The 20889-nt window shown below is 51.5% G+C and carries 25 protein-coding genes; 17 read left to right on the forward strand and 8 right to left on the reverse strand.

Going from position 1 to position 20889, the window contains the following annotated elements:
• Positions 1–164: 164 nt before the first annotated feature.
• The 14 genes from fliF (at position 165) to rcsA (ending at position 11527) form a co-directional block, all read left to right on the forward strand.
• The gene (fliF, locus tag A7589_RS04110; protein ID WP_105282718.1) at positions 165–1823 is read left to right on the forward strand and encodes a flagellar basal-body MS-ring/collar protein FliF; all 1659 of its coding nucleotides are present in this window, start codon (positions 165–167) and stop codon (positions 1821–1823) included.
• Positions 1816–2811, forward strand: a complete 996-nt coding sequence (fliG, locus tag A7589_RS04115; RefSeq protein WP_000067965.1) for a flagellar motor switch protein FliG — start codon at positions 1816–1818, stop codon at positions 2809–2811. Before fliF ends, fliG begins: the two co-directional genes overlap by 8 nt.
• Complete coding sequence (fliH, locus tag A7589_RS04120) at positions 2804–3490, forward strand: flagellar assembly protein FliH (RefSeq protein WP_001282690.1); 687 nt, start codon at positions 2804–2806, stop codon at positions 3488–3490. Before fliG ends, fliH begins: the two co-directional genes overlap by 8 nt.
• On the forward strand, positions 3490–4860 hold the full coding sequence (gene fliI / locus A7589_RS04125; protein WP_000213314.1) for a flagellar protein export ATPase FliI: 1371 nt from the start codon (positions 3490–3492) through the stop codon (positions 4858–4860). The genes fliH and fliI overlap by 1 nt, the downstream gene beginning before the upstream one ends.
• A gap of 21 nt (positions 4861–4881) precedes the next feature.
• On the forward strand, positions 4882–5325 hold the full coding sequence (gene fliJ / locus A7589_RS04130; protein WP_000807574.1) for a flagellar export protein FliJ: 444 nt from the start codon (positions 4882–4884) through the stop codon (positions 5323–5325).
• Positions 5322–6449 (forward strand): flagellar hook-length control protein FliK, encoded by a 1128-nt coding sequence (locus tag A7589_RS04135; RefSeq protein WP_000620050.1) that lies wholly within the window; start codon positions 5322–5324, stop codon positions 6447–6449. Before fliJ ends, A7589_RS04135 begins: the two co-directional genes overlap by 4 nt.
• A 104-nt stretch (positions 6450–6553) precedes the next feature.
• The gene (gene fliL / locus A7589_RS04140) at positions 6554–7018 is read left to right on the forward strand and encodes a flagellar basal body-associated protein FliL (protein ID WP_000133128.1); all 465 of its coding nucleotides are present in this window, start codon (positions 6554–6556) and stop codon (positions 7016–7018) included.
• Between the two features lie 4 nt (positions 7019–7022).
• Positions 7023–8027 carry a flagellar motor switch protein FliM gene (fliM, locus tag A7589_RS04145; RefSeq protein WP_010346990.1) on the forward strand — a complete coding sequence of 335 codons (1005 nt, stop codon included), beginning with the start codon at positions 7023–7025 and terminating at the stop codon, positions 8025–8027.
• On the forward strand, positions 8024–8437 hold the full coding sequence (fliN, locus tag A7589_RS04150; protein ID WP_001281689.1) for a flagellar motor switch protein FliN: 414 nt from the start codon (positions 8024–8026) through the stop codon (positions 8435–8437). The genes fliM and fliN overlap by 4 nt, the downstream gene beginning before the upstream one ends.
• Positions 8438–8439: 2 nt before the next feature.
• Complete coding sequence (fliO, locus tag A7589_RS04155) at positions 8440–8805, forward strand: flagellar biosynthetic protein FliO (RefSeq protein WP_010356102.1); 366 nt, start codon at positions 8440–8442, stop codon at positions 8803–8805.
• On the forward strand, positions 8805–9542 hold the full coding sequence (gene fliP, locus A7589_RS04160; protein ID WP_001253450.1) for a flagellar type III secretion system pore protein FliP: 738 nt from the start codon (positions 8805–8807) through the stop codon (positions 9540–9542). Before fliO ends, fliP begins: the two co-directional genes overlap by 1 nt.
• A 9-nt stretch (positions 9543–9551) precedes the next feature.
• Positions 9552–9821, forward strand: a complete 270-nt coding sequence (gene fliQ, locus A7589_RS04165; protein ID WP_000187358.1) for a flagellar biosynthesis protein FliQ — start codon at positions 9552–9554, stop codon at positions 9819–9821.
• A 7-nt stretch (positions 9822–9828) separates the two neighbouring features.
• The gene (gene fliR / locus A7589_RS04170; RefSeq protein ID WP_108188733.1) at positions 9829–10614 is read left to right on the forward strand and encodes a flagellar biosynthetic protein FliR; all 786 of its coding nucleotides are present in this window, start codon (positions 9829–9831) and stop codon (positions 10612–10614) included.
• Positions 10615–10903: 289 nt separating this feature from the next.
• On the forward strand, positions 10904–11527 hold the full coding sequence (gene rcsA / locus A7589_RS04175; protein WP_000104007.1) for a transcriptional regulator RcsA: 624 nt from the start codon (positions 10904–10906) through the stop codon (positions 11525–11527).
• A 43-nt stretch (positions 11528–11570) separates the two neighbouring features.
• Here rcsA and dsrB read toward each other — a convergent pair whose 3' ends face one another.
• The gene (dsrB, locus tag A7589_RS04180; RefSeq protein WP_000867217.1) at positions 11571–11759 is read right to left on the reverse strand and encodes a protein DsrB; all 189 of its coding nucleotides are present in this window, start codon (positions 11757–11759) and stop codon (positions 11571–11573) included.
• A 162-nt stretch (positions 11760–11921) separates the two neighbouring features.
• On the opposite strand from dsrB, the gene yodD reads away from it, so the two are divergent.
• Complete coding sequence (gene yodD / locus A7589_RS04190; RefSeq protein ID WP_010346997.1) at positions 11922–12149, forward strand: peroxide/acid resistance protein YodD; 228 nt, start codon at positions 11922–11924, stop codon at positions 12147–12149.
• Positions 12150–12445: 296 nt separating this feature from the next.
• The gene (locus tag A7589_RS04195) at positions 12446–13261 is read left to right on the forward strand and encodes a mannosyl-3-phosphoglycerate phosphatase-related protein (RefSeq protein ID WP_000949100.1); all 816 of its coding nucleotides are present in this window, start codon (positions 12446–12448) and stop codon (positions 13259–13261) included.
• Here A7589_RS04195 and dgcQ read toward each other — a convergent pair.
• The 3 genes from dgcQ to A7589_RS04215 all read right to left on the reverse strand — a co-directional run bounded on the left by dgcQ (position 13258) and on the right by A7589_RS04215 (position 16312).
• On the reverse strand, positions 13258–14952 hold the full coding sequence (gene dgcQ, locus A7589_RS04200; RefSeq protein WP_010356097.1) for a cellulose biosynthesis regulator diguanylate cyclase DgcQ: 1695 nt from the start codon (positions 14950–14952) through the stop codon (positions 13258–13260). The two genes, A7589_RS04195 and dgcQ, sit on opposite strands and share 4 nt — an antisense overlap.
• Positions 14953–15133: 181 nt before the next feature.
• Entirely contained in the window at positions 15134–15316 is a 183-nt protein-coding gene (locus tag A7589_RS04210) for a YodC family protein (RefSeq protein WP_000011631.1), read from the reverse strand.
• Between the two features lie 78 nt (positions 15317–15394).
• The gene (locus A7589_RS04215) at positions 15395–16312 is read right to left on the reverse strand and encodes a DUF808 domain-containing protein (RefSeq protein ID WP_000922670.1); all 918 of its coding nucleotides are present in this window, start codon (positions 16310–16312) and stop codon (positions 15395–15397) included.
• 171 nt (positions 16313–16483) lie between these two features.
• Here A7589_RS04215 and yedA point away from each other — a divergent pair, with 171 nt between their 5' ends.
• On the forward strand, positions 16484–17404 hold the full coding sequence (gene yedA / locus A7589_RS04220) for a drug/metabolite exporter YedA (RefSeq protein WP_001212253.1): 921 nt from the start codon (positions 16484–16486) through the stop codon (positions 17402–17404).
• Here the strand turns inward: yedA and A7589_RS04225 are convergent.
• The 4 genes from A7589_RS04225 to drpB all read right to left on the reverse strand — a co-directional run bounded on the left by A7589_RS04225 (position 17393) and on the right by drpB (position 20345).
• Entirely contained in the window at positions 17393–17863 is a 471-nt protein-coding gene (locus A7589_RS04225) for a very short patch repair endonuclease (RefSeq protein WP_000132886.1), read from the reverse strand. The genes yedA and A7589_RS04225 overlap by 12 nt on opposite strands.
• Entirely contained in the window at positions 17844–19262 is a 1419-nt protein-coding gene (dcm, locus tag A7589_RS04230) for a DNA-cytosine methyltransferase (protein WP_108188734.1), read from the reverse strand. Before dcm ends, A7589_RS04225 begins: the two co-directional genes overlap by 20 nt.
• Positions 19263–19328: 66 nt before the next feature.
• A complete protein-coding gene (locus tag A7589_RS04235) occupies positions 19329–20024 on the reverse strand; it encodes a phosphohydrolase (protein ID WP_001053188.1) in 696 nt (231 codons plus the stop codon).
• Between the two features lie 39 nt (positions 20025–20063).
• A complete protein-coding gene (gene drpB, locus A7589_RS04240) occupies positions 20064–20345 on the reverse strand; it encodes a cell division protein DrpB (protein WP_286174477.1) in 282 nt (93 codons plus the stop codon).
• Between the last annotated feature and the right edge of the window lie 544 nt (positions 20346–20889).

Raw genomic sequence — 20889 nt, forward strand, 5'->3', positions numbered from 1 at the left:
AGATAAAGGCGTTAAATAACGATAAAAAAACGGGTTAATTGGCGCATAGAAAAAAATAAAACCACAAATAATGAGGCCGTTAATTTTTCGAGTGTGCTGACCCGGGAGTGCGTCTTGTTCCACTTTGCCAATACCGCCGTCTATCATCTGCCGCGAGGTGCGCGATGAATACGACCGCAGCCCAGACAAAATCTCTTGAGTGGCTCAATCGCCTACGCGCGAATCCGAGAATCCCCCTGATTGTTGCTGGTTCCGCTGCGGTGGCAGTGATAGTCGCGTTAATTCTGTGGGCAAAAGCCCCTGATTACCGCACGTTATTCAGCAATCTTTCCGATCAGGATGGCGGCGCAATCGTCAGCCAACTGACGCAAATGAACATTCCTTACCGCTTCAGCGAAGCCAGCGGCGCGATTGAAGTTCCGGCCGATAAAGTTCACGAGTTGCGTCTGCGTCTGGCGCAGCAAGGCTTGCCTAAAGGCGGTGCTGTTGGGTTTGAGCTGCTCGATCAGGAAAAATTTGGCATCAGCCAGTTCAGCGAACAGGTGAATTATCAGCGGGCGCTGGAAGGCGAGCTTTCCCGTACCATCGAAACTATCGGCCCGGTAAAAGGAGCGCGCGTGCATCTGGCGATGCCAAAGCCCTCTTTATTTGTTCGTGAACAAAAATCTCCTTCGGCATCAGTGACGGTAAATTTGTTGCCAGGCCGCGCGCTGGATGAAGGGCAAATTAGCGCCATTGTACATCTGGTTTCCAGCGCGGTTGCTGGTCTGCCTCCGGGAAATGTCACGCTGGTGGATCAGAGTGGACATCTGTTAACCCAGTCCAACACCAGCGGACGCGATCTTAATGACGTCCAGTTGAAATATGCCAGCGATGTCGAAGGACGCATTCAGCGGCGTATTGAAGCGATTCTGTCGCCTGTTGTCGGCAACGGCAATATTCACGCCCAGGTAACGGCACAACTGGACTTCGCCAGTAAAGAGCAAACAGAAGAACAGTATCGCCCTAACGGCAACCAATCACAGGCGGCGCTCCGCTCACGCCAGCTTAATGAGAGCGAGCAAAGCGGTTCCGGTTATCCGGGCGGCGTACCGGGCGCGTTGTCGAATCAACCAGCGCCTGCGAATAACGCACCAATCAGTACGCCTCCGGCAAATCAAAATAATCGCCAGCAGCAGGCGAGCACCACCAGCAATAGTGGGCCGCGCAGCACGCAGCGTAATGAAACCAGTAACTACGAAGTCGATCGCACCATTCGTCATACCAAGATGAACGTGGGCGACGTGCAACGCTTATCCGTTGCGGTAGTGGTGAATTACAAAACGTTGCCAGATGGCAAACCGTTGCCTCTCAGCACCGAACAGATGAAGCAGATTGAAGATCTGACCCGCGAAGCGATGGGCTTTTCAGAAAAACGTGGCGACTCGCTCAATGTCGTCAACTCGCCATTCAATAGCACTGACGAAAGCGGTGGAGAACTGCCGTTCTGGCAACAGCAAGCGTTTATCGATCAGTTGCTGGCTGCCGGGCGCTGGTTGCTGGTGCTGCTGGTGGCGTGGCTGCTGTGGCGTAAAGCGGTACGCCCGCAGCTAACACGTCGCGCCGAGGCGGTGAAAGCTGTGCAGCAACAGGCACAGACCCGCGAGGAAGTGGAAGATGCGGTGGAAGTTCGCCTGAGCAAAGATGAACAACTGCAGCAACGCCGGGCTAACCAACGTCTGGGGGCAGAGGTAATGAGCCAGCGTATCCGTGACATGTCTGATAACGATCCGCGCGTGGTGGCGCTGGTCATCCGCCAGTGGATAAACAACGATCATGAGTAACCTGACAGGCACCGAAAAGAGCGTCATCCTGCTAATGACCATTGGCGAAGACCGGGCGGCTGAGGTATTCAAACACCTCTCCCAGCGCGAAGTGCAAACCCTGAGTGCGGCGATGGCGAACATCACGCAGATCTCCAACAAGCAGTTAACTGAAGTGCTGGCAGAGTTTGAGCAAGAAGCTGAACAGTTTGCGGCACTGAATATCAACGCCAACGATTATCTGCGTTCGGTGCTGGTCAAAGCCCTTGGTGAAGAGCGTGCCGCCAGCCTGCTGGAAGATATTCTCGAAACCCGCGATACCGCCAGCGGCATCGAAACTCTCAACTTTATGGAACCGCAGAGCGCCGCCGATCTGATTCGCGATGAGCATCCGCAGATTATCGCCACCATTCTGGTGCATCTGAAACGCGCGCAGGCCGCCGATATTCTGGCGTTGTTCGATGAACGCCTGCGCCACGACGTGATGTTGCGTATCGCCACCTTTGGCGGCGTACAGCCTGCCGCGCTGGCGGAACTGACCGAAGTACTGAATGGCTTGCTCGACGGTCAGAATCTCAAGCGCAGCAAAATGGGCGGCGTGAGAACGGCAGCCGAAATTATCAACCTGATGAAAACTCAGCAGGAAGAAGCCGTTATTACCGCCGTGCGTGAATTCGACGGCGAGCTGGCGCAGAAAATCATCGACGAGATGTTCCTGTTCGAGAATCTGGTGGATGTCGACGATCGCAGCATTCAGCGTCTGTTGCAGGAAGTGGATTCCGAATCGCTGTTGATCGCCCTGAAAGGGGCCGAGCAGCCACTGCGCGAGAAATTCCTGCGCAATATGTCGCAGCGTGCCGCCGATATTCTGCGCGACGATCTCGCCAACCGTGGTCCGGTGCGTCTGTCGCAGGTGGAAAACGAACAGAAAGCGATTCTGCTGATTGTGCGCCGCCTTGCCGAAACTGGCGAGATGGTAATTGGCAGCGGCGAGGATACCTATGTCTGATAATCTGCCGTGGAAAACCTGGACGCCGGACGATCTCGCGCCACCACAGGCAGAGTTTGTGCCCATGGTCGAGCCGGAAGAAACCATCTTTGAAGAGGCCGAACCCAGCCTTGAGCAGCAACTGGCGCAACTGCAAATGCAGGCCCACGAGCAAGGTTATCAGGCGGGGATTGCCGAAGGTCGCCAGCAAGGTCACGAACAAGGCTATCAGGAAGGTCTGGCCCAGGGGCTGGAACAAGGTCTGGCAGAGGCGAAGTCTCAACAAGCGCCAATTCATGCCCGGATGCAGCAACTGGTCAGCGAATTTCAAACTACCCTTGATGCGCTTGATAGTGTGATTGCTTCGCGCCTGATGCAGATGGCGCTGGAGGCAGCACGTCAGGTGATCGGTCAGACGTCAACGGTGGATAACTCGGCACTAATCAAACAGATCCAACAGTTGTTGCAGCAAGAACCGTTATTCAGCGGGAAACCACAGCTGCGCGTACACCCGGATGATCTGCAACGTGTGGATGATATGCTCGGCGCAACTTTAAGTTTGCATGGCTGGCGCTTGCGGGGCGATCCCACCCTCCATCCTGGCGGCTGTAAAGTCTCCGCCGATGAAGGCGATCTCGACGCCAGTGTCGCCACTCGCTGGCAAGAACTCTGCCGTCTGGCAGCGCCGGGAGTAGTGTAATGACCACGCGCCTGACACGCTGGCTAACCACACTGGACAACTTTGAAGCCAAAATGGCGCAGTTGCCTGCGGTGCGTCGCTACGGGCGATTAACCCGCGCCACCGGGCTGGTACTGGAAGCTACCGGATTGCAATTGCCGCTCGGCGCAACCTGTGTGATTGAACGCCAGAACGGCACTGAAACTCACGAAGTAGAAAGCGAAGTGGTTGGCTTTAGCGGTCAACGGCTGTTTTTAATGCCGCTGGAGGAAGTGGAAGGCGTACTACCTGGCGCGCGCGTTTATGCCAAAAATATCTCCGGCGACGGCCTGCAAAGCGGCAAGCAGTTACCGCTCGGTCCGGCGTTGTTAGGTCGGGTTCTGGACGGCAGCGGTAAACCGCTCGATGGCCTGCCCTCCCCCGATACGACCGAAACCGGTGCGCTGATTACCCCGCCATTTAACCCATTGCAACGCACGCCAATTGAACATGTGCTGGACACGGGCGTGCGTCCAATCAATGCCCTGCTTACCGTCGGGCGTGGGCAGCGCATGGGACTTTTTGCCGGTTCCGGCGTCGGTAAAAGTGTGCTGCTGGGAATGATGGCGCGTTACACCCGCGCCGATGTGATTGTCGTGGGTTTGATTGGCGAGCGTGGGCGCGAAGTAAAAGATTTTATTGAGAACATCCTCGGTGCTGACGGACGTGCACGTTCGGTGGTGATCGCCGCACCGGCAGATGTTTCTCCGCTCCTGCGAATGCAGGGTGCCGCCTATGCCACGCGCATTGCCGAGGATTTTCGCGATCGTGGTCAGCATGTGTTGCTGATTATGGATTCCCTCACCCGCTACGCGATGGCCCAGCGTGAGATTGCGCTGGCGATTGGCGAACCACCCGCCACTAAAGGTTATCCACCGTCGGTGTTTGCCAAATTACCGGCACTGGTCGAGCGTGCCGGAAACGGCATTAGCGGCGGCGGTTCGATTACCGCGTTTTATACCGTGCTCACCGAAGGCGATGACCAGCAGGACCCGATTGCTGACTCCGCGCGGGCAATCCTCGACGGTCACATTGTTTTGTCTCGCCGTCTTGCGGAAGCCGGACACTATCCGGCTATCGATATTGAAGCGTCGATCAGCCGCGCAATGACGGCGTTGATCAGTGAGCAACATTACGCGCGAGTGCGCACCTTCAAACAGCTGTTGTCAAGTTTTCAGCGTAACCGCGATCTGGTTAGCGTCGGCGCGTATGCCAAAGGCAGCGATCCGATGCTCGATAAAGCCATCGCCCTGTGGCCGCAGCTGGAGGGATATTTGCAACAAGGCATTTTTGAACGCGCGAACTGGGAAGACTCTCTCCAGGGGCTGGAACGTATTTTTCCGACAGTGTGACTACGTAGGAGATAACAGCAGATGGCAGAACATGGCGCACTGGCGACCCTGAAAGATCTGGCAGAAAAAGAGGTGGATAGCGCCGCACGTCTGTTGGGTGAAATGCGTCGCGGATGTCAGCAGGCAGAAGAACAACTCAAAATGCTGATCGATTATCAGAATGAATATCGCAATAACCTCAATAGCGATATGAGTGCCGGGATGACCAGCAACCGCTGGATCAACTATCAGCAGTTTATTCAGACGCTGGAAAAAGCCATTACCCAGCATCATCAGCAACTTACGCAGTGGACACAAAAAGTTGATGTTGCCCTGAATAACTGGCGAGAGAAAAAACAACGTTTGCAGGCCTGGCAGACACTGCAGGAACGACAATCCACGGCGGCGCTGCTGGCAGAAAACCGCCTCGATCAGAAAAAGATGGATGAGTTCGCCCAGCGCGCCGCCATGAGGAAACCTGAATGATTCGCTTAGCGCCCTTGATTACCGCTGACGTTGACACCTCCGCACTGCCCGGCGGCAAAGCCAGTGATGCCGCACAAGATTTTCTCGCGTTGTTGAGCGGGGCGTTAGCAGACGCTACAACAACCGACAAAGCTGCGATCCGGTTGCAGGTGGCGACAGATAAGCCCGCGACAAAAGGCGAGTCGCTGGTCAGCGATATTCTGACCGACGCGCAACAACCGGATTTACTGATCCCTGCGAATGAAACACTGCCAGTCATCAACGACGAACAATCCACATCAACACCGTTAACCACCGCTCAGGCCATTACGCTGGCAGCGGGGTCAGACAAAAATACGGTAAAAGACGAAAAAGCGGATGATCTGAATAAAGATGTTACCGCCAGCCTGAGTGCCCTTTTTGCGATGTTGCCAGGTTTTGACAATACGCCCAAAGTGACTGATACGCCGTCAACCGTGTTATCGACAGAGAAGCCAACGCCCTTCACAAAACTGACTCCTGCGCAACTCACCACAGCACAGCCTGACGACGCCCCTGGCGCCCCAGCTCAGCCATTAACACCGCTGATTGCTGAAGCCCAGAGTAAAGCGGAAGTCATCAGCACGCCTTCGCCGGTGACCGCTGCCGTCAGTCCGCTAATCACTTCGCACGAGACGCAGCCACAGCCCACCGTCGCAGCGCCTGTTTTGAGTGCACCGCTGGGTTCTCACGAATGGCAACAATCCTTAAGTCAGCATATTTCGCTGTTTACCCGCCAGGGGCAACAAAGTGCCGAGCTGCGTTTGCATCCGCAGGATTTAGGCGAAGTGCAAATCTCCCTTAAGGTGGATGACAACCAGGCGCAAATCCAGATGGTTTCGCCGCATCAGCACGTTCGCGCCGCACTGGAAGCGGCTCTGCCAGCACTGCGCACACAACTGGCTGAAAGCGGTATTCAGTTGGGGCAGAGCAATATCAGCGGCGAGAGTTTTAACGGTCAGCAGCAGGCCGCCTCCCAGCAACAGCAAAACCCGCGCACAGCAAACCATGAACACCTGGCTGTCGAAGATGACGATGCCCTGCCGGTTCCCGCCTCTTTACAAGGGCGTGCAACAGGCAATAGCGGCGTTGATATTTTCGCCTAACGTCAGAGGTGGCACCGTAATCCACGTCTTTTCCCCGCTTTGCCGCGCTTAAGACACAGGATAATTAGCCGATAAGCAGTAGCGACACAGGAAGACCGCAACACATGACTGATTACGCGATAAGCAAGAAAAGCAAGCGATCGCTTTGGCTCCCGATCCTGGTATTCATTACTCTCGCGGCCTGTGCCAGCGCGGGTTACAGCTACTGGCATTCACGTCAGGCTGCTACTGACGACAAAGCACAGCAACGCGTCGTGCTCTCACCTGTCTTCTATGCGCTGGACACTTTTACGGTCAATCTTGGCGATGCGGATCGCGTGCTTTATATCGGCATAACGCTGCGGCTGAAAGATGAAGCCACCCGTTCGCGCCTGAGCGAGTATTTGCCGGAAGTCCGCAGTCGCTTGCTGTTACTGTTTTCGCGCCAGGATGCCGCCGTGCTGGCAACTGAAGAAGGCAAGCAAAAGTTGATTGCCGCAATTAAAGCCACACTCTCCACCCCGCTTGTTGCCGGGCAACCGAAACAGGATGTCACCGACGTGCTGTATACCGCTTTTATTCTGCGATAACGACATGGGCGATAGTATTCTTTCTCAAGCTGAAATTGATGCGCTGTTGAATGGTGACAGCGAGGTCAAAGACGAACCGACAACCAGTGCTGGCGGCGAAAGTGACATTCGTCCGTACGACCCCAATACCCAACGTCGGGTTGTGCGCGAACGTTTGCAGGCTCTGGAAATCATTAATGAACGTTTTGCCCGCCATTTCCGTATGGGGCTGTTCAACCTGCTGCGCCGTAGCCCGGACATTACCGTCGGGGCGATCCGCATACAGCCGTATCATGAATTTGCCCGCAATCTGCCGGTGCCAACCAACCTGAACCTTATCCACCTGAAACCGCTGCGCGGCACCGGGCTGGTGGTGTTCTCGCCAAGTCTGGTGTTTATCGCCGTGGATAACCTGTTTGGCGGTGATGGTCGCTTCCCGACCAAAGTAGAAGGTCGTGAGTTTACGCATACCGAACAGCGCGTCATCAATCGCATGTTGAAGCTGGCACTTGAAGGCTATAGCGACGCCTGGAAGGCGATTAATCCGCTGGAAGTGGAGTACGTGCGTTCGGAAATGCAGGTGAAATTTACCAATATCACCACCTCGCCAAACGACATTGTGGTTAACACGCCTTTTCATGTCGAGATTGGCAACCTGACCGGCGAATTTAATATCTGCCTGCCATTCAGCATGATCGAGCCGCTACGGGAATTGTTAGTTAACCCGCCGCTGGAAAACTCGCGTAATGAAGATCAGAACTGGCGCGATAACCTGGTGCGTCAGGTGCAGCACTCACAGCTGGAACTGGTCGCCAACTTTGCCGATATATCGCTGCGCCTGTCGCAGATTTTGAAACTGAAACCCGGCGATGTCCTGCCGATAGAAAAACCTGATCGCATCATCGCCCATGTTGACGGCGTTCCGGTACTGACCAGCCAGTACGGCACCATCAACGGTCAGTATGCGTTACGGATAGAACATTTGATTAACCCGATTTTGAATTCTCTGAACGAGGAACAGCCCAAATGAGTGACTTGAATAATCCGGCCGATGACAACAACGGCGCAATGGACGATCTGTGGGCTGAAGCATTGAGCGAACAAAAATCAACAAGCGGCAAAAGCGCGGCTGAAGCCGTGTTCCAGCAGCTTGGCGGCGGCGACGTCAGTGGAACATTGCAGGATATCGACCTGATTATGGATATTCCGGTTAAGCTGACCGTCGAGCTGGGTCGCACACGTATGACCATCAAAGAGCTGTTGCGTCTGACGCAAGGGTCAGTCGTGGCGCTGGACGGTCTGGCGGGCGAACCGCTGGATATTCTGATCAACGGCTATTTAATCGCCCAGGGCGAAGTGGTGGTGGTTGCCGATAAATATGGCGTGCGGATCACCGATATCATTACCCCGTCTGAGCGAATGCGCCGCCTGAGTCGTTAGTGATGAATAACCACGCCACTGTGCAATCTTCCGCGCCGGTTTCCACCGCACCGCTACTTCAGGTGAGCGGCGCACTTATTGCCATTATTGTCCTGATCCTCGCCGCTGCCTGGCTGGTAAAACGGCTGGGATTTGCCCCTAAACGCACAGGCGTTAACGGTCTGAAAATTAGCGCCAGCGCCTCGCTGGGCGCGCGTGAACGGGTCGTAGTGGTCGATGTGGAAGATGCGCGGCTGGTACTCGGCGTTACCGCAGGGCAAATCAATTTGCTGCATAAACTTCCCCCTTCTGCGCCAACGGAAGAGATACCACAGGCCGATTTTCAGTCGGTCATGAAAAACTTGCTCAAGCGTAGCGGGAGATCCTGATGCGTCGTTTGTTGTCTGTCGCGCCGGTTCTTCTCTGGCTGGTTACGCCCCTCGCGTTCGCCCAACTGCCAGGCATCACCAGCCAACCGCTACCTGGCGGTGGACAAAGCTGGTCGCTCCCGGTGCAGACGCTGGTGTTCATCACCTCGTTGACGTTTATTCCGGCGATTTTACTGATGATGACCAGCTTCACCCGCATCATCATTGTTTTTGGTTTATTGCGTAACGCGCTGGGAACGCCCTCCGCACCGCCCAACCAGGTATTGCTGGGGCTGGCGCTGTTTTTGACCTTTTTTATTATGTCTCCGGTGATCGACAAAATTTATGTCGATGCATACCAGCCATTCAGCGAAGAAAAAATCTCCATGCAGGAGGCGCTGGAAAAAGGAGCGCAGCCGCTGCGTGAATTTATGCTACGTCAGACCCGCGAAGCAGATTTAGGGTTGTTTGCCAGACTGGCGAATACTGGCCCGTTGCAGGGACCGGAAGCTGTGCCGATGCGCATTTTGCTCCCGGCCTACGTGACCAGCGAGCTGAAAACCGCATTCCAGATAGGCTTCACGATTTTCATTCCTTTTTTGATTATCGACCTGGTGATTGCCAGCGTTTTGATGGCGTTGGGGATGATGATGGTGCCTCCAGCCACCATTGCTCTGCCCTTTAAACTTATGCTGTTTGTGCTGGTGGATGGCTGGCAATTACTTGTCGGTTCGCTGGCGCAAAGCTTTTACAGCTAGAGAGGCAAAATGACACCCGAATCGGTCATGATGATGGGGACAGAAGCGATGAAAGTCGCGCTGGCGCTGGCTGCCCCGCTGCTGCTGGTGGCGCTGGTCACTGGCCTTATCATCAGCATTTTGCAGGCTGCCACGCAGATTAACGAAATGACGTTGTCGTTTATTCCGAAAATCATCGCCGTATTTATCGCCATTATTATTGCCGGACCGTGGATGCTCAATCTGTTGCTGGATTACGTCCGCACCTTGTTCACTAACCTGCCGTATATCATCGGGTAGCCGTGCTATGTTGCAGGTGACGAGCGATCAATGGCTTTCCTGGTTAAGTCTGTATTTCTGGCCGTTACTGCGCGTGCTGGCGCTCATTTCTACCGCGCCCATTTTGAGTGAACGCAGCGTGCCGAAACGGGTGAAACTGGGTCTCGCAATGATGATCACGTTCGCCATAGCTCCGGCATTACCTGCCAACGATGTTCCCATTTTTTCGTTTTATGCCCTCTGGCTGGCAATGCAGCAGATCCTGATTGGCATTGCGCTTGGCTTTACCATGCAATTTGCTTTCGCCGCTGTACGAACCGCAGGCGAAATTATCGGTCTGCAAATGGGGCTGTCATTTGCGACGTTTGTGGATCCTGGTAGCCATCTCAATATGCCCGTCTTAGCACGCATCATGGATATGCTGGCGCTACTGCTGTTCCTGACATTTAACGGTCATTTATGGTTGATTTCGCTGCTGTTCGATACCTTTCACACCCTGCCGATTGGCGGTGAACCGCTTAACAGCAATGCGTTTCTGGCACTCACCAAAGCGGGAAGTTTGATTTTCCTCAACGGATTTATGCTGGCATTACCGCTTATTACCCTGCTGCTGACGCTGAATCTGGCGCTGGGATTACTTAATCGTATGGCTCCGCAATTATCAATATTTGTTATCGGTTTTCCATTAACTCTGACAGTCGGCATTTCATTAATGGCAGCATTAATGCCGCTAATTGCTCCATTTTGCGAACATTTATTTAGTGAAATTTTTAATTTACTGGCAGATATTATTAGCGAATTTCCAGCAATATGATTCCGTAATGTTTATCGTGTTATCCTAAGGATTATCTGAAAAATAAAATCAGACAACATCTTCCAGGATACTCCTGTGGCGAAATATTTGTTTTAAGCTCACTCACATATCGCAACATTTACTTTACTTTAAGACAATTCCAGGCAAATTATACAACACTTTACGGGATAGTAAGTCCGCCTGAAAAATCGCGAGAGTGGCGCATTAGGTGACCCATGTTGTTCCGTTTAGTCATGATGAAATATTCAGGTAAGGGGAATTATCGTTACGCATTGAGTGAGGGTATGCCATGTCAACGATTATTATGGATTTATGTAGTTACACCCGACTAGGTTTAACCGGGTATCTGTTGAGCAGAGGGGTTAAAAAAAGAGAAATCAACGACATCGAAACCGTTGATGACCTTGACATCGCTTGTGATTCACAGCGCCCTTCAGTGGTGTTTATTAATGAGGACTGTTTTATCCACGATACTTCTAACAGTCAGCGCATCAAGCACATCATTAATCAACATCCCAATACGTTATTTATCGTTTTTATGGCGATTGCCAACGTTCATTTTGATGAATATCTGTTGGTCAGAAAAAATTTATTGATCAGTTCCAAATCGATTAAACCGGAATCTCTCGATGATATCCTTGGCGATATTCTGAAAAAAGAGACAACGATGGCCACTGTTTTAAATATGCCGACGTTATCATTGAGCCGAACCGAATCGAGTATGTTGCGAATGTGGATGGCAGGTCAGGGAACCATTCAAATCTCCGACCAAATGAATATCAAAGCCAAGACTGTTTCATCGCATAAAGGCAATATTAAACGTAAGATCAAAACGCATAATAAACAGGTTATCTATCATGTCGTCCGACTGACGGATAATGTGACTAATGGTATTTTTGTCAACATGCGCTAACACATTCTGACTGGTGGTTTCCCACCAGTCAGGCTGAATGAAATTACTCTGCTTTCTCCACAAAGATACCGTCCTGATGCCCTGCCTCATTAAAGAACCAGATGCCGAGCGGGTAGTCTTCCAGCGAAACCAGGTACATTGTGCCTTCACTAAACTCCTCAACTGCCAGTACCACGCCAGGACGACGCGGACCGCCATCCGTTTTGACTGTTACCCGATCATTCACCTTCATCGTTTTCCTCCTGTGGCTTTGTGCCAGTGTAGAACAATTTCGTTTTTCTGGCAGCGTCGGGCGCGCACGAGTGCTGATTTTCTCGACGGTCTATACTTAAGAGATGCCTGGCTGACATAACGGTCGGCAGCAACAAATGAGTAACGGTTGCGAGGAAAGATGATGAAGACCGCAAAAGAGTACAGCGATACCGCAAAACGAGAGGTCAGCGTCGATGTCGATGCCCTGCTGGCGGCGATCAATGAAATTAGCGAAAGCGAAGTTCATCGCAGCCAGAGCGATTCAGAACACGTCAGCGTTGATGGGCGTGAATATCATACATGGCGTGAATTAGCAGATGCCTTTGAGCTGGATATCCATGACTTTAGCGTCTCGGAAGTGAACCGCTAAATGTAACATAAAAAAATCCCGACCCTTGTGGGGGTCGGGATGAAACTTGCTTAAGCAAGAAGCACTTAAAAAATTCGTTACACCAGGAAATCTGATGTGTTCATCACCTTATCTGCAATTTTTTTCGCTGACAAGGAAATATTCTCTGCATGAATGATTAATGTCATTAATGAATGGAACTGTGACTTTCGTCACCCCTTACGGGCTCTGCTACGAGCGGGATCGCTCCCGAAAAATGATTAAAGACAAATCGTGCTATTTTGAGAAACATCCTGGTAAAGGGAGTGTGCGCTACCATGCTTTCAATTCAACAACCACTGCTGATTTTCACCGATCTCGATGGCACCCTGTTAGATAGTCACAGTTATGACTGGCAGCCTGCCGCTCCCTGGTTAAACCGTTTACGGGAAGCAGGCGTGCCTGTGATTCTCTGTAGCAGTAAAACGTCGGCGGAAATGCTGTACCTGCAAAAAAACGTAGGGCTACAAGGTTTGCCGCTGATTGCCGAAAACGGCGCGGTGATCCAACTGGATCATCAATGGCAAGATATCGACGGTTTTCCCCGGATCATCTCGGGCATTGCCCATAGTGAAATCAGTCTGGTGTTGAATACGCTGCGCGAGAAAGAACATTTCAAATTCACCACCTTTGATGATGTCGATGATACAACCATTGCGGAATGGACGGGATTAAGCCGCAGCCAGGCGGCGCTGACGCAGTTGCATGAAGCCTCAGTCACGCTCATCTGGCGCGACAGTGACGAGCGGATGGCGCAATTTACCGCTCGTCTGAACAAGCTAGGATTACAGTTTGTACAAGGTGCGCGCTTCTGGCATGTGCTGGATGCCTCTGCCGGAAAAGATCAGGCGGCTAACTGGATCATCGCGATATATCAACAATCAGGTGGAAAACGTCCGACGACGCTCGGCTTAGGCGATGGTCCAAATGATGCCCCCTTACTGGAGGTGATGGATTACGCAGTCATTGTGAAAGGGCTAAACCGGGAAGGTGTTCATCTGCAAAATGAGAACCCTGCCCGGGTCTGGCGAACGCAGCGAGAAGGACCGGAAGGCTGGCGCGAAGGACTGGATCACTTTTTCACCGCTCGTTAAGCGTTATCGCTCGCAAAGACCCGATTACGCCCTGCCTGTTTAGCGAGATAAAGCCGACGGTCGGCAAGCGACTGCAATTGTTCAAAATCATAATCGCCGGTTTCCTCGCTGCTGCTCACCCCCAACGAAGCACTAATGCGGATGGTTTTGCTCTTGGCAATCAACATCTCTTTTTCATTCAGCTTCAGACGAATGCGTTCGGCAACTTCTTTTGCCTGCTCCAGGTTAGCGCCCGGCAGAATCACACAAAACTCCTCGCCGCCAACTCGTCCGGCAACATCCTGGGCTCGCAATGAACGGCTAATTAATCCGGCGGCATGTGACAACACACGATCGCCCGCCTGGTGACCAAAGCGGTCATTAATCGCTTTAAAATGGTCAAGGTCGACCTGAATAACAGAAAAAGGATGCTTATGTGTCTGGCACAATTTAGCAAGCGGGCGCGCTTTTTCGAACAGTGCTCCACGGTTATACATGCGGGTTAAGGTGTCGTGCCACGCCTGCCATTGCAGCGAACTTTGCAGGACAAACATATTACTTACCATCTGGCGAATCACATACCAGGAGATAAGTAGCATAGTGGTGAAAAGCGCCCACAACAGGGTTAATGCAATGCTTATGCTGCCGAAATCTCCACGTACGCCTTCACTAAGCGTATGGATACGCACTAATACGCCATCGAAATGATCCAGCCGTTCCCAGCTAACATAGCGGCTGTTCATCCGAATACCACCGCGCGTATCGTGTTCAATGTCCTGCGCAAGTGATGCCAGTTCACGAGGGTCAAAGAGATCTTCACCAGGATGGTCCGGGTTGGACGAGGTCAATAATTTCAGTTTGCTGTCATAGAGTTGATATTCGCCATCGAGATTTTTATCGATAGCATTCTGTAAAAATTGCTGCATTGAACGCACGGGAATACTCATCCCCAATACGCCATACCAGTAATTATTATTATCGACCGGCACGCTTACAGTGACCTGTGGCTCTGTAGCATTGTTATGCTCATGCTGAGAGGTAAACCAACGCACCGCGCGTTGACGGTTTTCTCGTTGTGAATGACCGATAAACCAGGGTTGGGTGACAAATTCGTAGTAACGCCCAGGCACATTGCGAATAAATAGCGTCGGCTGCGTTGAAACGTAAAATCCGGCGCGCGAGACATACATCGCCTGTTCAACCATTGATGAGGAGTTGTGCGCCAGGCGTAGTAAGTAACCGACTTCCAGCGCGGCGGTAATTTCATTATCCAGGGATTCATTTTCGCGGGAAAGCAGACTCCCCTCACTGACTAATGCATCCGAAACGCCGTTTACTGGCAAGGTGCGCCGTCTGTTGAGTTCTATCTGCCAGGCATGTTCATCACGACGTTGTTCAAACTCGGTAACGGCATTGCGCAGAGAAGTGAAATCGAGCGGCGCAACGAGGGCTTCACGCATCCCGTTACGTAAAAACAATAATTTATCAACGTTATATTGCAGTTGTTTATCAAGCGCGTTGGCAACATTTTCCAGATGGTTACGCTGGCTTGAAATATAGGCATCTTCCAGAACCACCACTTCACGCCAGGTGAGTAACGTTGAGAAGATCAACACCACAATAAAGCAGAGATTAACGACATGACCAGGCCCCAGGCGGCGCGCGAGTTTTTTCAGCCAGCTCTGGTTTTCCATTTCTGTCTCGTGCTGCACCCTGACGACTCCCAACCTGCTTTCTTATGATTCTGGCATAACCTGGCGATAACGTACCGCCAAACAGCAATAATTTTATAATGTTGCCATGATAAGACGCATCAGGCATTCAATGCAGACGCCGCACAACAGCCGGATGCGGCATGAAAGCCTTATCCGGACTGGTGTTAATTATACGCTTTCAGGCTTCTTCCGGCGAACGACGCATCTCCCCCGGAACAAGCTCAGTTTCATGAAAGGCTTCCCGTTTGACACCGTAACCGTCATACCAGCGACACTCAACCATGCCGCTGGAATACCCAGTAACAATCATCTTCGGACCGCCCTCTTTGACCGTCACTTCCTCACTAACCACAAAGCTCATACTCGCCTCCTTTTTTCGAGTGAAACTTGTTCACCTTAGTCGAGAATGGCGAATTTTGCATAATAGCCAATGTGAATATTAATGTGCCTGACTGCGCAATTTTGCTATCGTTTTCACTCCCAACACGACGATACCACCGATGATAAAACCAAGAATCAGATTTAAAACAGTCGGTAATATCATTGCGACCAGTGCACTCTGCTGCCCGGCGAAATGTTCAATCGCATGATGCAGCGGCGCGATACCATGTATCACAATGCCGCCGCCAACCAGGAACATCGCCAGTGTGCCGACGATCGATAACGCTTTCATCAGCCAGGGGGCGATAATCAATAGCCCCTTACCCAATGCTTGCATAACCGTACTGGATTTTTCCGCCAGCCAGTAGCCCAGATCATCAATCTTAACGATGATACCCACCAGACCATAAACCCCCACGGTAACCACCAGTGCGATCCCTGAAAGTACCAGCACCTGATTAAGCAGCGGCGCTTCCGCCACAATCCCCAGCGTGATGGCGACGATTTCCGCAGACAAAATAAAATCGGTACGAATCGCCCCTTTTATTTTGTCCTTTTCAAACTTCAGCGGATCTTGCGCCGCCAGCGCCTCCAGACGCTGCTGACTCTGCGCCGGATCATCTTTGTGCTTACGCGCCTCCAGCATATGCAGCACCTTCTCTACCCCTTCAAAGCAGAGAAATGCGCCGCCAATCATCAACAGTGGCGTAATCGCCCACGGGATAAAAGCACTGATGATCAGCGCCAGCGGCACCAGAATCACTTTGTTGATAAGCGATCCCTTCGCCACGCCCCAGACCACGGGCAACTCCCGATTGGCACGCACACCTGAAACTTGCTGCGCATTGAGCGACAAGTCATCCCCTAATACACCGGCGGTTTTCTTCGCCGCCAGCTTGCCCATCACGGAGATATCGTCCAGCAAAGTGGCGATATCATCGAGCAATGTCAGTAAACTACTCCCGGCCAAAAGCATTCCCTCTCATTTTTATCGTTGACGCGCTAAGTATGAAGCAAAATCAGCCCGGCTGATACTTGCTTCACAGGTCAACATTTTTTTAACAATCAAACGCAATTATATCTCTCGCCAGCGAAATGATTTTCACGTTTACTATGAACCGGCTTTTTATTTCCATCGTGAGGGATTATGCGTTTCCGCCAGTTGTTACCGCTTTTTGGCGCGCTGTTTGCGTTGTATATCATTTGGGGCTCAACCTATTTTGTCATTCGGATTGGGGTTGAAAGCTGGCCACCGTTAATGATGGCGGGCGTGCGGTTTCTGGCTGCCGGTATTTTATTAATGGCCTTTTTACTGCTGCGTGGGCACAAGCTGCCGCCACTGCGTCCTCTGCTTAATGCCGCGTTGATTGGTTTATTACTGCTTGCTGTCGGTAACGGTATGGTAACGGTGGCTGAGCATCAAAATGTTCCCTCCGGCATTGCCGCCGTAGTGGTGGCAACAGTACCTCTCTTTACTCTCTGTTTCAGCCGCCTGTTTGGCATTAAAACGCGCAAGCTGGAATGGGTGGGTATCGCCATTGGGCTTGCCGGAATCATCATGCTCAATAGCGGCGGTAATTTAAGCGGCAATCCGTGGGGCGCGATTCTGATTTTGATCGGTTCTGTGAGTTGGGCGTTTGGTTCGGTTTATGGCTCGCGCATTACCCTACCAGTAGGGATGATGGCGGGCGCCATTGAGATGCTGGCTGCGGGTGTGGTGTTAATGATCGCGTCGATGATAGCAGGTGAAAAACTGACGGCGCTCCCTTCTCTTTCGGGCTTCCTTGCGGTCGGATATCTGGCGCTGTTCGGCTCGATCATCGCCATCAATGCTTATATGTATTTAATCCGCAATGTCAGCCCGGCTCTGGCTACCAGCTACGCATACGTTAATCCGGTTGTAGCGGTATTGCTGGGTACAGGGCTGGGTGGCGAAACGTTGTCGAAGATTGAATGGCTGGCGCTGGGCGTAATTGTCTTCGCTGTGGTGCTGGTCACGTTGGGAAAATATCTCTTCCCTGCAAAACCCGTTGTCGCGCCAGTCATTCAGGACGCATCACGCGAGTAGATGAATCCCCAGAGTGTCGATCTGCGCGCTGGCGCCCTCGCCGCAGATCCACTCTTCCAGACGCTCGGCAAGCGCCGCATCCGTCAACTTCTCCCGTCCGCGTAACGCACACTCCCAGATAATCAATACACGCCAACCCGATTCCTGTAAGCGGCTAATGTCCCGCTTGTCACGCGTTACATTCTTGCCAATCTTCTCCAGCCAGAACTCAGTGCGTGTAGCAGGCACTTTAAACAGATAGCAGTGATGATGATGCCAGAAACAGCCATGCGTAAATATCACACAGCGATACTCATCGAGGACAAAATCCGGGCGTCCTGGCAGACTGGCATCCTGAACACGAAACGCCAGCCCCTGCTCGGTTAATAAGCTGGCGAGACGTTTCTCGATTGCCGTATCGCGCGTGGCAATCGCGCGCATATTTTTGCTACGCGTGGCCTTATCGTGAACGTCGGTCATGTTGTGCCTCTTGCTGACGCAACGCCACCGCCTGTTTGATTTTTGGCTCAAGCAATTTTGCCACTGCAGCAAATACCGGAACTACCACCGAGTTGCCGAACTGGCGATAGGCCTGAGTGTCAGAAACCGGAATGCGAAATTTTGCTTCATGGGGTGCTTCAAAGCCCATCAAACGTGCGCATTCTCGAGGCGTTAACCGACGTGGACGATGTTGCTGATTCTGCGGATCGTCAAAGTCTTTCTCACCTGTCGCCATATCCCAGCCGCGATCGATTAAAATTTCCGCACCATCTTTGTAATAACGGGCAGAAAGCGTACGCGTAACACTCTGTGGGTTGTTCGGATAAACCATTCCGTAACCGAAGCCGTTTCCGCGCGCCTGATGCTTTTTCGCATAACGATAGAGGTACTTCCACAGTACCGGCGTCAGGATATATTTCGCTTCAACAACCGGGGCCAGTAACTGCGCCAGCGTAATACGTTGTGCCGGATAGCAGTCACTGATATCCCGCAAGGTGAAATCTGCTTTCAAATTCAGATCGCGACGAAAGCCCACCAGCACGATGCGTTCACGGTGCTGCGGCAGAAAATGTTTGCCGTCGATGATTTTCGGATCGTCCGGGCCATTATCTTCGGCATCGGCTACGTCATAGCCCAGTTCATCCAGCGTCTGCATGATGATACGGAATGTTTTTCCCTGGTCGTGGCTTTTCAGGTTTTTGACGTTTTCAAGCACAAATATCGCCGGACGACGGGCATTGATGATACGCACTACATCAAAGAACAGCGTACCCTGGGTATCGCAAGCAAAACCGTGCGCACGACCAAGTGAGTTCTTTTTCGATACGCCAGCCAGTGAAAACGGCTGGCAAGGAAAACCGGCCAATAAAACATCATGTTCAGGAATGTGCTGACGAATATGTTCTGCCGCTGCTTTATCGCTGACGCCCTCTTTATGGCTCAGAGTGATGTCGCGGATATCTTCATTAAAGTGATGCGTCGCCGGGTCGCAATAATGGTTAGCTTTGTAGGTGCGCACCGCATGTTTATTCCACTCGCTGGTAAACACGCACTGACCGCCTATCGATTCAAAACCGCGACGGATGCCACCAATACCGGCAAAGAGATCGATAAAGCGAAACGCATAATGCGGATGATGTGCTGGCGGTTTGGGTAACAACGTTTGCAAATGGGCGAACTCTTTTTCACTCAAACGATGCCACACCGAGTCGTTAGCCAGCGCACGTTTTAAAATCGCCGGGCTCCAGTGGTTTTCACCCACGCCATTAAGTTGCGCTACCAGCGTTTTTACATCATAAATTTGCAGCAGTTTCTCCAGCATTGCCTGTGCGGCATTCCCGGTGCTGTATGAATCGGTTACTGATATATTTTCCTGCATAGATTTAACCGGCCATCTGAGATGGTCGACAGGTTAACATAATTACTTCTGTTTAGGGCTACGCGGTCAGTCAGCCGGCGAAAACGCATTAATCACCGCATGATCCACACCTTCATTCTCGCCCGCCAGTTCGGCACTGAGCTTAGCCATAAACTCCACCAGAAAACGGGCGTTATGTTGTGCCAGCAATTTACCTTTTGCCGTTTGCATAGTTTGCGGTAGTTTCAGCAACTTCGTCTGGAAATGATCCAGCGCGTAGCGTTTATCATCGAGCGGGCGACGTTGCGCGAACGGATCTTCACCGTCAAACAGCGCCACCCCCAATGAGCCTGAAACTGCAAACACGCGCGCCAGACCTATCGCACCTAATGCTTCCAGCCGGTCTGCATCCTGCACGATTTTGGCTTCCACCGTTAAAGGCGTAATTTGCGCGCTGAAACTGTGTGCCGCGATGGCATGGCAAATGGCGTCTATTTTCTCTGGCGGAAAATCAGCAAATTCCGCACTTAAAATGCGACGCGTCTCTTCTGCTGCCAGTAATGAGGAACGCTGCCGTTGCGGATGATTTTTCGCCAGACTCACGACATCATGAAAATAACAGGCGGTTAAAATGACCAGCATATCGACGTCTTCATCTGCCGCCAGTTTCTGCGCTGTCGCCCAGACGCGACGAAAATGACACAGGTCATGAGCCGCGTCCTGGTGTGTGTGATGATTTTTCAACCAACATTCAAATTGTGCCTGCCAGTGTTGTAAGTTCATACGCGCTCCGCTGCCAAAGGGTCGCAACCTTAGCAGTTTTTACTCATAGCGTCTGCTTCGCGCAGGCCGTGGTCGGGTGTACCAGGCAATACCACCTAACAATGCCCCGACCATGGCCATAAATAAAAATCCCACTAACGCACCTAACCACTTTCCCGCAGTTGAACCTAAATCACTTTCAAATCCTGACACGGGGGCATCGGGGATCCGACTCATTACCCAGATGTAACGCGCCATCGCCCAGACAAAATAGCCACACCATGTATAGAAAGCCCATAAAGCCAGTTTGCCGCCAGGGCTGCAAGAGAGTCTTTCTTCCATTGTTGTCGAACCATGCTCCATATTAAGTTAAACCGGAAAATTCAGACTTCGTGTTGTTATGTGATAAAGGTCACATTTTTCCACATTAGATGAGCCAGTCAAGACTCACTCATTTTTTGAACAAATAGATGATTTTTGTTCAATGGCAATAATTACTGGAAAAACAGTCATAAAAATTTTTATTTAACTTTGATCGTGGTTTTATTAATTCACTAATTGAATATATTAGCGAGGAATACAATTATACCTTTTTTGTTTTCTGTGTCATGATAACTCCGTTATTAGCCTTTTATCGTCTTGTTTATATTTTTGAGCCGGCATGAAGCCGGCTTTTTTTTATGCCATTTTATAATGTGCGCAAGATCACACTCGAGTTTTAGCGAAACAATCATTGACTCAATCCATTCTTATAAAAAACCAATAACTATTTGATATAAACCAATAAATCCTATGAATGCTTGTATTTACAATTCATAATTTTGAATTATATTAAATAGATTAGAAATATTTTGAAATCTTTTAAATACATTTGTTACATGTAATC

The sequence above is a fragment of the Escherichia sp. MOD1-EC6475 genome (genome assembly GCF_003046645.1).
Lineage (GTDB): Bacteria > Pseudomonadota > Gammaproteobacteria > Enterobacterales > Enterobacteriaceae > Escherichia > Escherichia ruysiae.